This window comes from Marinobacter sp. C7 (genome assembly GCF_022343555.1).
Lineage (GTDB): Bacteria > Pseudomonadota > Gammaproteobacteria > Pseudomonadales > Oleiphilaceae > Marinobacter.
This window is the reverse complement of record NZ_JAKQZH010000001.1, coordinates 937,748-953,343: the sequence shown is the minus strand read 5'-3', so window position 1 is coordinate 953,343 and position 15,596 is coordinate 937,748. Positions and strand designations below refer to the sequence as shown.

At 59.8% G+C, this 15,596-nt stretch carries 13 protein-coding genes; 9 read left to right on the top strand and 4 right to left on the bottom strand.

What is annotated here, in order from left to right:
* The first annotated feature begins 149 nt into the window (after positions 1–149).
* The 4 genes from atuD to MD273_RS04465 all read left to right on the top strand — a co-directional run bounded on the left by atuD (position 150) and on the right by MD273_RS04465 (position 6,304).
* The gene (gene atuD / locus MD273_RS04480) at positions 150–1,310 is read left to right on the top strand and encodes a citronellyl-CoA dehydrogenase (RefSeq protein ID WP_239036571.1); all 1,161 of its coding nucleotides are present in this window, start codon (positions 150–152) and stop codon (positions 1,308–1,310) included.
* Between the two features lie 160 nt (positions 1,311–1,470).
* The gene (locus MD273_RS04475) at positions 1,471–2,292 is read left to right on the top strand and encodes an enoyl-CoA hydratase/isomerase family protein (protein ID WP_239036570.1); all 822 of its coding nucleotides are present in this window, start codon (positions 1,471–1,473) and stop codon (positions 2,290–2,292) included.
* Between the two features lie 233 nt (positions 2,293–2,525).
* Complete coding sequence (locus tag MD273_RS04470) at positions 2,526–4,481, top strand: acetyl/propionyl/methylcrotonyl-CoA carboxylase subunit alpha (protein ID WP_239036569.1); 1,956 nt, start codon at positions 2,526–2,528, stop codon at positions 4,479–4,481.
* Positions 4,478–6,304 carry a long-chain-acyl-CoA synthetase gene (locus MD273_RS04465; protein ID WP_239036568.1) on the top strand — a complete coding sequence of 609 codons (1,827 nt, stop codon included), beginning with the start codon at positions 4,478–4,480 and terminating at the stop codon, positions 6,302–6,304. The genes MD273_RS04470 and MD273_RS04465 overlap by 4 nt, the downstream gene beginning before the upstream one ends.
* 399 nt (positions 6,305–6,703) lie before the next feature.
* Here the strand turns inward: MD273_RS04465 and MD273_RS04460 are convergent, their stop codons facing one another.
* Together MD273_RS04460 and MD273_RS04455 are read right to left on the bottom strand one after the other, a co-directional pair.
* Positions 6,704–7,684 carry an NADPH:quinone oxidoreductase family protein gene (locus MD273_RS04460; RefSeq protein WP_239036567.1) on the bottom strand — a complete coding sequence of 327 codons (981 nt, stop codon included), beginning with the start codon at positions 7,682–7,684 and terminating at the stop codon, positions 6,704–6,706.
* A 148-nt stretch (positions 7,685–7,832) separates the two neighbouring features.
* Positions 7,833–8,402, bottom strand: coding sequence for a BLUF domain-containing protein (locus MD273_RS04455; protein ID WP_239036566.1), 570 nt, complete (start codon positions 8,400–8,402; stop codon positions 7,833–7,835).
* A 195-nt stretch (positions 8,403–8,597) separates the two neighbouring features.
* On the opposite strand from MD273_RS04455, the gene MD273_RS04450 reads away from it, so the two are divergent.
* The 5 genes from MD273_RS04450 to MD273_RS04430 all read left to right on the top strand — a co-directional run bounded on the left by MD273_RS04450 (position 8,598) and on the right by MD273_RS04430 (position 13,331).
* A complete protein-coding gene (locus tag MD273_RS04450; protein WP_239036565.1) occupies positions 8,598–9,215 on the top strand; it encodes a trimeric intracellular cation channel family protein in 618 nt (205 codons plus the stop codon).
* 151 nt (positions 9,216–9,366) lie between these two features.
* Positions 9,367–10,665, top strand: a complete 1,299-nt coding sequence (locus MD273_RS04445) for an NCS2 family permease (protein WP_239036564.1) — start codon at positions 9,367–9,369, stop codon at positions 10,663–10,665.
* A 30-nt stretch (positions 10,666–10,695) separates the two neighbouring features.
* The gene (locus MD273_RS04440) at positions 10,696–11,238 is read left to right on the top strand and encodes an adenine phosphoribosyltransferase (RefSeq protein ID WP_239036563.1); all 543 of its coding nucleotides are present in this window, start codon (positions 10,696–10,698) and stop codon (positions 11,236–11,238) included.
* Between the two features lie 22 nt (positions 11,239–11,260).
* On the top strand, positions 11,261–11,923 hold the full coding sequence (locus tag MD273_RS04435; protein ID WP_239036562.1) for a fumarylacetoacetate hydrolase family protein: 663 nt from the start codon (positions 11,261–11,263) through the stop codon (positions 11,921–11,923).
* Positions 11,924–11,984: 61 nt separating this feature from the next.
* Complete coding sequence (locus MD273_RS04430) at positions 11,985–13,331, top strand: ABC1 kinase family protein (protein WP_239036561.1); 1,347 nt, start codon at positions 11,985–11,987, stop codon at positions 13,329–13,331.
* Between the two features lie 149 nt (positions 13,332–13,480).
* On the opposite strand, the gene MD273_RS04425 is transcribed toward MD273_RS04430, so the two are convergent.
* On the bottom strand, positions 13,481–14,167 hold the full coding sequence (locus MD273_RS04425) for an SIR2 family NAD-dependent protein deacylase (protein WP_239036560.1): 687 nt from the start codon (positions 14,165–14,167) through the stop codon (positions 13,481–13,483).
* Positions 14,167–15,570 (bottom strand): D-2-hydroxyglutarate dehydrogenase, encoded by a 1,404-nt coding sequence (locus MD273_RS04420; protein ID WP_239036559.1) that lies wholly within the window; start codon positions 15,568–15,570, stop codon positions 14,167–14,169. The genes MD273_RS04425 and MD273_RS04420 overlap by 1 nt, the downstream gene beginning before the upstream one ends.
* Positions 15,571–15,596 lie beyond the last annotated feature (26 nt).

Sequence of the window (15,596 nt, the reverse complement as noted above, 5' to 3'; positions counted from 1 at the left end):
GAGCGACAGCAATCTGTGATTGCTGGCCGGACCCCGAAGGGGTGCTCGTAGCGGTTTTCTGAAGCCCCACCCCCACAGCCGCCACCCAAGTTAACGGACCTGCATCCATAGAAAGCAGGCCAGGACTAACAAAAACGGAGAACAAGAACGTGAAATTCACAGCCGAACACGAAGCCCTGAGAAAAACCGTGCGGGACTTCGTCGAAAAAGAGATCAACCCCTACTGCGACGAATGGGAAGAAGCCGGGGAATTTCCCATCCATGAGTTGTTCAAGAAACTCGGCAACCTCGGCATCCTCGGTATCCAGAAACCGGAAGAGTACGGTGGCATGGGCCTGGATTACAGCTACAACCTGGTGGCGGCCGAAGAACTGGGAACCGCGCTCTGCGGCGGCGTACCGCTGGCCATCGGCGTGCAGACCGACATGTGCACGCCTGCCCTCGCCCGCTTCGGCTCCGACGAACTCAAACGGGATTTCCTCGTGCCCGCCATTGCCGGTGACATGGTGGGCTGTATCGGGGTGAGCGAGGTCGGCGCAGGCTCCGATGTGGCGGGCCTGAAAACCACCGCGAAGAAAGACGGCGATGACTACATCATCAACGGCTCGAAGATGTGGATCACCAACTCGCCGAAGGCGGACTTCATCTGCCTGCTCGCCAACACCAGCGACGACAAGCCCCACAAGAACAAGTCCCTGATCGTGGTACCGATGAATTCCCCGGGGATCACCTTCAGCCCGCATCTGAACAAGCTCGGAATGCGCTCCTCGGAAACCGCCCAGATTTTCTTCGACGATGTCCGCGTGCCGCAGCGCAACCGGATCGGTGCCGAGGGTACCGGGTTCATGATGCAGATGCTGCAGTTCCAGGAAGAACGGATGTGGGGCGCGGCCAATGTCATCAAGGCGCTGGAAGTCTGCATCGAAAAGACCATCGAGTACTGTCGGGAACGCAAGACGTTCGGCCAGCCACTTCTGGACAACCAGTACATCCATTTCCGGCTGGCAGAGCTGCAGACCGAGGTAGAGGCCCTCCGGGCGCTGACCTACCAGGCCTGCGAGCTGCACGTTGCCGGCAAGGACGTGACCAGGCTGGCGTCCATGGCCAAACTCAAGGCCGGGCGCCTGGGGCGGGAGGTGACGGACAGCTGCCTGCAGTACTGGGGCGGAAACGGTTATATGTGGGACAACCCGGTGTCCCGGGCTTACCGGGATGTCCGGCTGGTGTCCATCGGCGGTGGCGCCGACGAAATCATGCTCGGGATAATCTGCAAGCTGATGGGGACATTGCCTGGTAAGCGGCGCGACTGAACAGAATCAGCATTGGTGGAAGGGCGGCAACCCGGAATTTGTTGCCAGGACACGCTACAAGCACATCCCTGTGCGCTCGTTTCGGGCCGTCCCTGGCCCTCAACGGTCCTGGCAACAGATTCCGGGCTGCCGCCCCCAAACTTAGTTCGTGGAGTCATCAATGGAACAGCTACCTCATTGCGAAACCCTACTTCTTGAAAAGCACGGTCCCGCCCTGCTTTTAACCATCAACCGCCCCGACGTTCGCAACGCCATGAGCCTGCAGATGGTGGCGGAACTGGCGACAATCTTTACCCAGATCGAACACGACGACAGCATCCGCGCCGTCGTCATCCGCGGCAAAGACGGGCATTTCTGCGCAGGTGGTGACATCAAGGACATGGCCGGCGCCCGGGGTCAGAAAACGGAAGAAGGCCAGCACGACCCGTTCTACAAACTGAACCGCGCCTTCGGCCAGATGATCCAACAGGTCAACGAATCCCCCAAAGTGGTCATCGCAGTGACCGAAGGCGCCGTCATGGGCGGCGGCTTCGGGCTGGCTTGTGTCTCCGACGTCGCTATCGCCGGCCCCACCGCCAAATTCGGGATGCCGGAAACCTCTCTTGGCGTCATCCCCGCACAGATCGCCCCGTTTGTAGTGGAACGCATCGGCCTGACCCAGGCCCGGCGACTGGCCCTGCTTGGCCTGCGAATTGATGCCGAAGAAGCGTGTGCACTGGGCATTGTGCATCAGACGGCGGACACCGAAGCCGGGGTCGACGAACTCCTGGCACAGGCTCTGGAACGGGTTCGCCTCTGCGCCCCCCACGCCACGGCCGAAACCAAGGCCTTGCTGCACCGCGTCGGCCACGAGCCGATGCACAAACTCCTGGACGGCGCTGCCGAAAAATTCGCAAAGGCCATCCGTGGCCCTGAAGGCGCCGAAGGCACATTGGCCTTCATGCAAAAACGTTCCCCGAAATGGGCAAACAACGACGAATGATTGCGGAGCAAGGGGGAGGGCCGATCCACTTCCAGAAAATGTTGAGGGCCAAGGATGGCCCGAAACAAGCGCACATGGGCGAAGCAAACGTTTATGAAGCGAAGCTTCATGTGCCGCTGAGCGACAGCAATCTGTGATTGCTGGCCGGACCCCGAAGGGGTGCTCGTAGCGGTTTTCTGGAAGTGGATCGGCCCTCCCCCTTGCGGCATGCACCCAACTCAGAGAAAGCGACAATGCTAAAAAAACTCCTGATCGCCAACCGAGGCGAAATCGCCGTAAGGGTGATCCGCACTGCCAAAGCCCTCGGCTACCGCACTGTTGCGGTCTACTCCGAAGCCGACGCCAACGCCCTGCATGTGGAAGTGGCCGATGAAGCCGTCTGCATTGGCCCGGCGCAGGTCTCAGCCTCCTATCTCAATGCCGAAGCGATTCTGGAGGCCGCCCGGAAAACCGGTGCCGACTGCGTTCACCCCGGTTACGGCTTCCTTTCCGAGAATTCCGCCTTCGCCAAAGCCTGCAAAAACGCCGGCCTGACCTTCGTCGGCCCGCCCGAATCCGCCATCGAACTGATGGGCAGCAAGCGCCGCTCCAAGATTGCCATGCAGGAAGCCGGTGTTCCCGTTGTTCCCGGCTACGAAGGCGACAACGCCAGCGACGACGAGCTGATCCGGGCCGCCACCGATATCGGTTTCCCGATGATGGTCAAAGCCTCCGCCGGCGGGGGTGGTCGGGGCATGCGCCTGGTGGAGAGCGAGGCCGAGCTGGCAGACAACCTCAAACGGGCCCGTTCCGAGGCCAAACAAGCCTTCGGCGACGACGAACTGATCCTGGAAAAAGCCGTGATCGAACCCCGGCACGTTGAAATCCAGGTCTTCGCCGACCGCCACGGCAACGCCGTCTACCTGGGCGAACGGGACTGCTCCGTCCAGCGCCGGCACCAGAAAGTGGTCGAAGAAGCCCCCTCTCCCTTCGTCACCCCCAACCTCCGCAAGGCCATGGGCGAAGCCGCCGTCCGGGCTGCACTGGCGTGTGGTTATGAAGGCGCCGGTACCGTCGAATTCCTCGTGGACAAGGACCGCAACTTCTACTTCCTCGAAATGAACACCCGGTTGCAGGTGGAGCACCCCGTTACCGAGTTGGTCACCGGCCAGGACCTGGTGGCCTGGCAACTCGCCGTTGCCGAGGGCCAGTCCCTGCCGCTAACCCAGGACGAAATCACCCTCAACGGCCACGCCATCGAGGTGCGCCTCTACGCCGAGGATCCGGCCCACGGCTTCACACCGCAGACCGGAATCCTGCACCACTTCCAGCCAGCTGAGGGCGATGGCCTGCGCTACGACACCGGCATCCGCTCCGGCGATGTTGTCAGTCCCCACTACGATCCCATGCTCGCCAAGGTCATCGCCTGGGGACAGACAAGAGATGAGGCCCGCCGGCGGCTGGTGCGCGCCCTGGAAGACACGACGGTGTTCGGTGTTACGACCAATCGCTGGTTCCTCAGCCGGATCATCGCCAACGACACCTTTGGCGCCGGGGAGGCCACCACAGGCTTCCTGCAAACCGACTTCAACCACGATCCTTCCCTCGCGCCCCCCACCATCAGCATCCAGGAACTGGCCCTGAGCGCCTGCGCCCTGGGTCTAGGCAATTCAGGCCAAGGTGGCTGGAGTAATGCCCCTGCGACCGTTATACCCATCAAGCTTGAGGTGCAGGACGAACTGCTGGAGCTCAGGGTCCGCAAAAGCGGTAACAGCCTGTCCGTGAGCCATGGCGACGAACAGTATCACCTGGATATCCAGGACCACTCGGATGGCCTGTTATGCATCATCGACAACGGGGTTCGTCAGCGTTGCCAATACCACCGGCAAGGCGATTCCCTATATTTGCAGGCGTTCGGCCAGTCCTGGTCAGTCCGGGATGTAACCCATGAGCCAGCGGCTGGCAGCGCCGGCGCCGGGAGCGGCAAGCTCCAGGCCAGCATGGATGGAGCTATTATTGATGTGCTGGTCGCCGAAGGCGAAACCGTGGAACAGGGCCAGACGCTGGTCATCCTCGAAGCCATGAAAATGGAACATCCGGTCAAGGCCGACCGGCCTGGCGTCGTCGCCGGCGTGCATACCCGAGCCGGGGAACAGGTCAAACGCAGCCAGCTCCTGGTGGAAATTACCGTCGTTGAAGAGAAAACATGAACCAAGACACCGTATCTGCCCGAGACATTTTCCGCAGTCTGCCCGGCGTAATCCGCCGGTTTCCCGCCATTGCGAAGGGTCTTTACTATTACTCCGTCAAGGATGAGAGCAAGGACCTCACACTGGGAAAACTGATCGAGCAGAACGCTGAGAAGTATGGCAACCGTCCGGCCATTCTGTTCGAGGACCGGGCCATCACCTGGAGCGAACTGGACACCTGGAGCAATCGCATCGCGCACTACCTGAAGGACAAGGGGCTGGTGAAGGGCGAGGCCATTGCCGTGTTGCTGGAGAACCGGCCGGAGCTGCTCGCCGTGGTTGCCGGGGCGGCCAAGGTGGGCATTGCCTGCGCCATGCTCAACACCTCCCAGAAGGGCAAGGTACTGGCCCACAGCATCAACCTGATCCAACCCCGGATGGTGGTGGTTGGTGAAGAGCTGGTGGATAGCATCGAGGCAATCCGCGACGACATCCGCCCCCGCCACAGCCAGCCGTTCCAGTTCCTGGCCGACACCAACACCCTGAACATGTTTGGTGAAGCGCCGCCGGGCTATACCAACATGGCGGAACAGCTCAGCAGCTATTCAGGCACCCGCCCACTGGTGAGCAACCCGCCCACCATGGGCGATACCGCCATCTACCTGTTCACCTCCGGCACCACGGGCCTGCCCAAGGCCGCGCCCGGCTCGCACCGCAAGTTTGTCAAAGCCTACGGGGGCTTCGGCATGATGTCCCTGGCCATGGAACCGGAAGATGTTCTCTACTGCACCCTGCCGCTTTATCATGGCACGGCCTTGCTGGTGTGCTGGGGCTCGGTACTGGCCGGAGGCTCCGCGATCGCCCTGCGTCGCAAATTCTCGGCTACTGCCTTCTGGGACGACGTTCGCCGCTACAAGGCCACCACGTTTGGCTACGTGGGCGAACTCTGCCGCTACCTGCTGAACCAGCCGCCGAGCGACCGGGACCGCGACCACACCCTGACGAAAATGATCGGCAACGGCCTGCGCCCGTCTATCTGGAAGGAATTCAAGGAGCGCTTCGGCATCGAAACCGTGGCGGAACTCTACGCCTCCTCGGAAGGCAACATCGGCTTCAGCAATTTCTTCAACATGGACAACACCGTGGGCTTTTCCACGGCACCCTACAAACTGGTGAAGTACCACGAGGGCACCCGGGACCCGGTTCGCAACAAAAAGGGCAAACTGGAACCGGTCAAAAAGGGCGAACCAGGATTGCTGATTGGAGAGATCACGAAGAAATGGTCGTTCGAGGGCTACACCCAGAAAGAGGCGACCGAAAAGTCCATCCTCCGGGACGCTTTCAAGAAGGGCGATGCCTGGTTCAACACCGGGGACGTGCTCAAGGAGATCGGCTTCGGTCATCTTCAGTTCGTGGACCGCATGGGGGATACCTTCCGCTGGAAGGGTGAGAATGTCTCGACCACGGAGGTGGAGAACATCATCGACGGCTCCGGCATGGTAGAGGAAGCCATTGTCTACGGTGTGGAGATTCCCGGGACCAACGGCAAGGCGGGCATGGCCACGCTGGTGCCCCACAACAACGGCAAGGATTTCGATATCAACCGGCTGTTCGCCTACCTTCAGAACAACCTGCCACCCTATGCGGTGCCGGTATTCGTGCGGGTCACCCACGCCATCGAGAAGACGGGGACCTTCAAATACCGGAAGGTCGATATCCAGAAGCTCGGTTATTCACTGCGGCCCAACGAGGAGGTCTATGCCTGGTTGCCGGGGGATTCCGGGTATACCCTGATTGATTCTAAGCTGGTTTCTCGAATTGATGCTGGGGAAGTACGTTTCTAACGTTGGGCGGGGGCTGGTTGTTATGGCCCTAGCCTGCTTGGCTTCGGGGTGGTGAGGGTGGGTAGCCCCTCCCAAAAACCGCTACAAGCACGTCCGTGTGCGCTTGTTTCGGGCCGTCCCTGGCCCTCTACATTTTTGGGAGGGGCCACCCACCCTCACCGTCAAGCTTCAGAGATATAGTCAAAGAAAGCAGAAACAGAAAAGTACACAGCCTATTAGATAACGACGATCCCATGAGACTCGAAAGCCCTGCTGGGGCGGACTTCCCAAAAATGTTGAAGGCCATGGATGGCCTGAAACAAGCGCACATGGACGTGCTCGTAGCGGTTTTTGGGAAGTCCGCCCCAGCAGGGCTCACTCGGAACCTAACAGGCTAGGAGCCCAGCTCAGACAACAAACTCAGGAGCCAACCTTGAGCACCACCTTGCCGGTAGCCTTGCGCCCGGTGAGCGCCCCCAAAGCCTCCACATAGTCCTCGAATTCGTAGACGGCACTGATCTTCGGATCAATCTTGCCCTCGGAGAACAGCTTCATCAGATCCACCATATTCTGGGCACTCACCTCCGGCTCCCGGCGGGTAAAGTCGCCCCAGAACACCCCAACCACGGAACAGCCCTTGAGCAACGTCAGGTTCGCCGGAATCTTCGGGATCTCGCCGGCGGCAAAGCCGACGATCAGGTGGCGGCCGTTCCAGGCCATGGCGCGCAGGGCCTGTTCGGTGAAGTCGCCGCCGACCGGGTCGTAGATAACATCCACGCCTTTACCCTTGGTCAGTTTCTTGGCGGCCTCCTTCAGCGGCTCTTCTGAGTAATTGATCAGCTCATCGGCGCCGGCTTCTTTGGCCACTGCCAGTTTCTCGGCAGAGCTGGCGGCTGCGATGACCCTTGCGCCCATCGCCTTGCCCAGCTCCACTGTGGCCAGGCCAACGCCACCGCTGGCACCGAGTACCAGCAAGGTCTCACCTGGCTGGAGGTTGGCCCGTTGCTTGAGGGCGTGATAGGAGGTGCCATAAACCATTGTGAAGGCAGCGGCCTTCTCGTCAGACATGGCATCGGGGACCGGCAGGAGGTTGTCTTCTGCAACAACGACTTCTTGTGCGAAGGCGCCGTAGCCCGTGAGGCCAGCGACCCGGTCGCCGGGTTTGAAGCGGGTGACTTTCTCGCCTACTTCGATGACCTCACCGGCCATTTCGCCGCCCGGAGAGAATGGCAGGGGCGGTTTGAACTGGTACTTGTTCTCAATGATCAGGGTATCCGGGAAGTTCAGGCCGGCTGCCTTGACCCGAACCTTGACTCCCCTGCCCTTAACCTCCGGGCTGGGTACCTCTTCAATGACCAGTTTATCGGCGGGCCCGTATTCCTTGCAGAGTATGGCTTTCATGGATTCTCCCGAGATTGTTTATTGTTCGACCGGCGGTTTCGGAATTCTTGATAGGGATCAAGCTAAACACTCTCGGGCCATGAGGCAAATCAGGATCCTTTATCTTTGAGAATAAACACGGCTTATTGTCGGGGCTGCGGGGACCCGCTCAGAGCAGCGTCCCGGCATAGATGAGCGCACCAACCAGACAGACTGCCGCGGCAATAAGGCCGTAGCGCAGGCCTGACGGGGCTTCCGGACCCTTTCTGGTGGGTACAGGCTCAGCCTCGTCATAGTTGACCAGTTTCTGGCTCTGGTTCGAATCCCGAATCAACTGGATCATCTCTTCACATTGCTCCGCCGTGAAAGATTGCGGATGGAAACTGTCCAACCGGTGGCGTTCAAGGAATGACCTCACATCTTCGGACAGCGGGACGTATTTCATGGACCAGTCGCTGAATGTCCGCGCCTCGATGGGTTCCTCGATCAATGTGAGGATGTTCCGGTGGCGGTCATCGCGCTTGATCCGGTCGAAGGTCTTGTGAACGTCCTCTTCTTCACCCTCCAGATACTGGAAAAACCGGTTGTTGCCATAGTAGAGGCCACCCACCAGGCCGACTCTCGCGTTGTTCTTGCGGGAAGTCATCAGAATCCGGGCGACATGGGGCTCCACGCCCTTCGCGACGGGCTGGGCATCAAACGTGGCTTCACTGGCGTAGGCCAGGCGTATCAACGACATACCGAGTCTCCGTAGGTGACGGAAAAGAGTAACGGGACTGCAGAATACGCACGAACCTGTCGCCCCGGATCACACATCCGTCTCCGGAGGATTGCATGAACGGTTTCGGAGATGAATCGGCCAGCAATTTCGGCTATCCTTCGCGCACCTGTCGCGGGCTGCACCTGCTCTGTTATCTGTTTGCCGGAATCTTCCATGTTCGACATCATCTACCTGCTTGAAATGATCGGGATCGTAGCCTTTGCCATTTCCGGCATGATCGTGGCGCGTTCGAAGAACATGGACCCTGTGGGTGTGTTTACCATCGGCTTTATCACAGCCCTGGGCGGCGGCACGTTGCGGGACCTGATCATGGATAACCACCCGCTTTACTGGATCAAGCACGAGGAGCAACCCATCCTGATCCTGGCCATGGCCATCGTCTTCAGTTACTGGAGCCGGGCTCACAGCCTGCGGGAGTCGCGCATCGTGTTTCCGGACGCCATTGGTCTCGGGATCTTTTCGATCCTCGGTGCCCAACTGGCACTGGATCTGGGGCACTCCTGGTTCGTTGCTTCCCTGCTGGGGGTGATGACCGGAACCTTCGGTGGCGCCCTGCGGGATACCCTGTGCAACGAGGTGCCTTACATCTTCCGCAAAGATCAGATCTATGCGTCGATCTCGTTCGCCGGATGCTGGCTTTACTTTGTCTGCCAGTGGTTCCTGGAGAGTGAGGCGCTGGCACTGACCATCGGTCTGCTGTTCATCGTCATCGTCCGTATGCTGGCGGTCCGCTTTGATATCCGGCTGCAAAGAGACCCGGGCCAGCAATAGGCACATTTCTGTAATCCTGAACTGTCAATCATCCCTTGGCCTGAGAAGGCTCAGACGGTAACATTGCCGTTTTTTCACGCAATTCAAAACCGTTCGGCTCAAACCGGGCCCAAACCCCAACTTCCAGCATCCTGTGAGGCAGACATCCGTCATGCTTGAACGACTGTTCCAACTCCAGGCCCACGGCACCACCGCTCGTAAAGAAGTGGTTGCGGGCATTACCACCTTCCTGACCATGGCCTACATCATCGTGGTCAACCCGAGCATCCTGTCGTCCACCGGCATGGATTTCGGAGCGGTTTTCGTGGCCACCTGCCTGGCGGCAACGATTGGTACCCTGATCATGGGCCTGTGGGCGAATTATCCGATTGCCCTGGCTCCGGGCATGGGGCTGAACGCGTTCTTCTCGTTCACGGTCGTCGGTAGCATGGGCTATAGCTGGCAGGTGGCACTGGGCGCGGTGTTCCTGTCCGGTCTTATCTTTTTCCTTCTCAGCGTCTTGAAGGTGCGGGAATGGATCATCAATAGCATTCCGATGTCCCTGCGCTTCGGTATCTCGGCAGGCATCGGCTTCTTCCTCGCCCTGATCGCCCTGAAAAATGCCGGTATCGTGGTAGACCACCCGGCCACCCTGGTAGGAATGGGTGACCTCAAGGTAGCTGAGAGCCTGCTGTTCTTCGGCGGCTTTGTACTGATCTGTGCCCTGTCTTTCCGCAAAATCACCGGGGCCGTGATGATCGGCATTCTGGCCATTACGGTCATCGCCATGTTGCTGGGCATGGTGGAATACAAGGGTTTCGTGTCCGCACCGCCCAGCCTCGCACCGACCTTCATGCAGCTCGATCTGGCCGGCGCCCTCAACGTGGGCATGATCAGCGTAGTCTTCGCGTTCCTGTTCGTGGACCTGTTCGATACCTCCGGCACACTGATCGGGGCGGCCCATCGTGGCGGACTGCTGGACAAGGAAGGCAAGCTGCCCCGTCTTGGGCGCGCCCTGATGTCCGACTCTGTAGCCACCATGTCCGGCGCGGCACTGGGTACCTCGACAACCACCAGCTACATTGAATCCACCGCCGGGATTTCGGCCGGTGGTCGCACCGGTCTGACGGCCGTGGTGGTTGCGGTGCTGTTCCTGGCCTGCCTGCTGTTCTCTCCGATTGCCAGCATCATTCCGCCCTACGCCACTGCGCCGGCGTTGCTGTATGTGGCCGTGCTCATGGCCAGCGGTCTCAAACTGATAGACTGGGACGACATCACCGACGCAGCGCCCGCTATCGTCACCGCCCTGACCATGCCGCTGACTTTCTCCATCGCCAACGGCATCGCTCTGGGCTTCATTACCTATGCGGTGATCAAGGCGCTGTCGGGCCGCTGGTCCGATCTCAACGCCAGCGTTGTGACCATTGCCGTTGTCTTCGTTCTGAAATTCATGTTCCTGGACGCCGCCTGAGCGGCGTCCTGACCTGTTACCGGATCTCCCATGGACTATTTCTCCGAAAGCATCAAGCAGGCCATCCGCACCGTACCGGACTGGCCCAAACCGGGCGTGACCTTCCGCGACATCACCACCGTCCTGCAGGACAAGACCGCATTCCGGAAGCTGATTGACGCGTTCGTACACCGCTATCACGGCCACGAGATCGATGCGGTGGCTGCCGTCGACGCTCGCGGCTTCATTATCGGATCGGCCCTGGCCTATGAGCTCAATGCCTCCCTGGTGCTGGTTCGAAAGAAAGGCAAACTGCCCTTCGATACCCTGGTGGAAGACTATGAACTGGAATACGGCACCGCTTCGGTGGAGCTGCACAAGGATGCCTTCAAACCAGGGGACAAAGTGGTGCTGGTGGATGATCTGATCGCTACGGGCGGCACCATGCTCGCGGCCACCCGCCTGATTCGCCGCATCGGTGCTGAAATCGTGGAAGTGGCGGCGATGATCGATCTGCCGGATCTGGGTGGTTCCCGGAAGCTGCAGGAAGAAGGCCTTCAGGTCTATACTGTGTGTTCGTTCGAAGGAGATTGACACCAACACACGGGAGGCGGCCATGCCCGATTACCAACACCACTGGAAGGATGGAACACCGGTCCATCTGCCACTCGGCAAGATCGTCTGCATAGGCCGCAACTACGCGGAACACGCCAAGGAACTGAACAACCCGGTTCCGGATGAGCCGCTGCTGTTCATCAAACCTTCAACCGCAGCGGTTCACATCACTCGCCCGCTGGATATTCCCAAGGACCGTGGCGAGGTTCACTTTGAAACGGAATTGGCGGTGCTGATTGGCCGACCACTGACCAATGGCTCGGCCAGTGAGGCAGAGACGGCCATCCTCGGCTACGGCCTTGCCCTTGATCTGACGCTCAGGGATATTCAGAGCAAACTCAAGGAAAAAGGCCAGCCCTGGGAACGCGCCAAGGCGTTCGATGGTGCCTGCCCCCTCTCCCCGTTTGTCGCCGCCGACAAACTGCCCCGTGACAGCATCCATTTCTCCCTCGACATCGACGGTGAGCGCCGCCAGACCGGAGAAACCCGGGACATGCTCAATCCCATTGTGCCGCTGATCTCCCATATCAGCAGTCAGTTTTCCCTGATGCCGGGCGATGTGGTGCTCACCGGCACCCCGAAAGGTGTCGGCCCCCTGCAGTCCGGCCAGACCCTGACTCTGGAGCTGGAGGATTTGCTGTTCCTGCAAACCAAGGTAACCTGATGGGTCGTGGCTGCGTGTTGTCAGTGACGATCCCCCTCCCGGCAACGGACGTATAAGTGGCATGGTAAGAAAACCGGTTACCACCCGAACAGGACGCTTCTTCAAACTTGCGGGCATGACCGCCTCCGTGGCGGGCCAGTATGCTGGCCAGCGGGCCCGGCGTATGTTGCGCACCGAGAACGACGAAGGCGCCCAGAGCGAAAGCTACACCCGCATGGCCGGCCAGATTGCCGACACCCTCGGGGAACTCAAGGGCGCGGTAATGAAGGTTGGCCAGATCGCGTCCCAGACCCAGGATTTTCTGCCCCGGGAGTTCTCGGAGGCACTGGAAAAACTCCAGAAAGAAGCGCCGCCCATGCCCTTCGAGGTAATCGTCGAACAGATCGAATCGGAGTTGGGCAAGCCGTTGGGTGAGCTTTACGAATACGTGCAGGAGGCACCCTACGCCTCTGCCAGTATCGGCCAGGTACACCGGGCCCGGCTACACGATGGCACCGATGTCATTGTGAAGGTCCAGTACCCCGGCGTGGACGAATCCTGTGACTCCGATCTGAAGCAGCTCCGGATGACCCTCCGCCTCGGCGGACTGCTGAAAATGCCCAAGGAATCCGTGGACCAGCTGTTCGCGGAAATACGGGAAAGACTCCGGGAAGAACTGGATTACGAGAACGAAGCAAGGAATATCCAGCTGTTCCGGGACTTCCACAAGGACCAGCCGTGGGTGCTGATACCGGCGGTGATCGAGAGCCATTCCACGCGCCGGGTGCTGACCCTTGAGCTGGTGGAAGGGGACCATGTCAGCAAGGTGACGCCGGACCGTTACGACCAGGACACTATCAACCTCATTGGCCACCGGATTTTCATGATCATGGCGGACCAGCTGTTCCGCTTCCGGTGCATTCATGGCGATCCCCATGCCGGCAACTTCGCATACCGGCCGGATGGCAGCATCGTGCTTTACGATTTCGGCTGCGTGAAGAAGCTCAAACCCGAGATTGTGGAAGCCTACCGCAAGGCGCTCGTTGCCGCGCTCCAGGAAGACTACGAAGCCCTGGACCAGCACCTGATCGACCTTGGCGCCCGGGTCGGGAGCCAGCCGGCAGTCGATGAAGCCTATTACGCCATGTGGCGGGATATTCTCATCGTGCCCTTCCAGGGCGACGAGCCCTATGACTTCGCCGAGGCCGATATCCACAAACACGTGGCGGCCAAGACCAGTACGGTGTTCAAGTACCTGGATTACTTCAAGCCGCCGGTGGAGAGTATCTTCATCGACCGGATGATTGCCGGGCATTACTGGATGCTGAAGCGGCTGGGGGTTCAGGCGGCGTTTCGGACGGAACTGGAGAAGTACCTGAAGATGGGGTCAGATGAAGGCGTTCATCTGACCCCGGAGGGTAGCGCCTGAGTTTGGTGGCAGGCCAAGCCCGATATCAAGTCGGGGTCAGATGAAGGCCTTCATCTGACCCCAATTTTCACCACCGCCGGAGCAAAGCCGAGATCTCACGCGCCAGACCGGGGTCAGAAGAACGCTTTCTTCTGACCCCATGTTTTCACCTACCGGCCATCCGCCAATCTCGACACCCACTCGGCAACTCCCTCACTGGCTCCTTTGCGGATCACATTCGCTCGTGACACCGAGGCGGGCTCACCCGGATCGATGACGGTGATCGGCACATTCATATCCACCTCATACACCAACCCAGCAGCGGGATACACCTGCAGTGAAGTGCCCACGATCAGGAGGTGGTCGGCGGTGCGCACCACTTCGGCGGCTTTCTCCAGCATCGGCACTTCCTCGCCGAACCATACGATGTGCGGCCGGAGCTGTTCGCCGCAGTCGCACCGGTCGCCCGGGTTGATGTCGTTATAGCCGATGTCATAGACCAGCCCCGGATCAATGGAGCTGCGGGCCTTGGTCAGCTCGCCGTGAAGATGGATCACGCTGGAAGAACCACCCCGCTCGTGCAGGTCATCCACGTTCTGGGTCACAATGGTCACCCGGAAGAGCTTCTCCAGCTCGGCCAGCAGGCGGTGAGCCTGGTTGGGACGAGCGTCCTTCAGCTGGCGCCGACGCTCGTTGTAGAACCTCAGTACCAGCTCCCGGTTACGCTCGAAGGCTTCGGGCGTGGCCACGTCATACACACTGTGCTGCTCCCACAGCCCGCCGTTGTCCCGGAAGGTAGAGAGGCCACTTTCGGCACTGATGCCAGCGCCTGTCAGTACGACGATATGGTCCTGCATCAGTCGAAGATCTTGCCCGGGTTCATGATGCCGTTGGGGTCAAACACCTGCTTGATGCCCTTGAGGTAGGCGATTTCCGCCTCACTGCGGGTGTATTGCAGGTAGGGTTTCTTGGTCATGCCGACGCCGTGCTCGGCAGATACGCTGCCTTCATAGCGCTGAACGATCTCGAACACCCACTTGTTGACCTGCTGGCACTTCTCGAAGAAATCTTCCTTGGCCATATCCTCGGGCTTGAGGATGTTGAGATGCAGGTTGCCGTCGCCGATATGGCCGAACCAGATAATCTCGAAATCCGGATAATGTTCGGTCACCACGCTGTCGATTTCCTGCAGGAAGCCCGGCACCCTGGAAACGACCACGGAGATATCGTTCTTGTAGGGAATCCTTGGCGCGATGGACTCGGAGATCCGTTCACGGAGCTGCCACAGGTTCTGGGCCTGGGTTTCGCTCTGGCTAATCACACCATCCAGTACCCAGCCCTCCTCAACGCATTGCTCGAACAGTACCATGGCATCGTCCATCACCTGGTCGGACACGGCCTCGAACTCCAGCAGTGCGTAGTAAGGTGCTTCGGTCTCGAACGGCGCCTGCACCTGGCCGTGGGCGAGAACGTGCTGCATGGCCTGGTGGGAGAAGAACTCGTATGCGGTCAGGTCCAGTTTCTTCTGGAATGCCTGCAGTACATCCATGGTGTTGGTGAGGTCATTCAGGCCCAGCACCAGCACCGTCAGATCATCCGGCTTGCGCGTCAGTTTCATGGTGGCTTCGGTGATGAAACCCAGGGTACCCTCGGCACCGATAAACAGATGGCGCAGGTCATAGCCGGTGTTGTTCTTTGCCAGATCCTTGTTCAGATCCAGCACGTCGCCCTTGCCGGTCACCACTTTCAGCCCGGCGACCCAGTCCCGGCTCATGCCGTAACGGATGACTTTGATGCCGCCAGCATTAGTCGAGAGGTTGCCGCCAAGCTGGCTGGAGCCGGCGGAAGCGAAGTCCACCGGGTAATACAGGTCATTGTCCTCGGCAAAGTTCTGCAGCTGCTCGGTCACCACACCGGCCTGGCAACGAACGGTGCGGTCACTGGCGTTGAATTCGAGGATCTGGTTCATGTTGTCGAAGGCAACCACCACCTCACCATTGGCCGCCACGGCGCCGGCACTCAGGCCGGTCCGGCCGCCGGAAGGCACCAGGGCCACCTGGTTCTCGTTGGCAAACTTCACCAGTGCCTGCACCTGCTCGGTGGTCTTCGGCAGTGCAATGGCCAGGGGCTTCGGCGGATAGATCTTGGTCCAGTCCTTGCCGTAGGTGTCCAGGTCCGCCGGGTCGGTCAGGACTTTCCCGGGGTTATCACCAGTGGCAATCAACTCTTTAAGGGAGGCAATGATCTGTTCGGAACTCATGAGTGTGTCAGTCTCGTCAGGGTTGG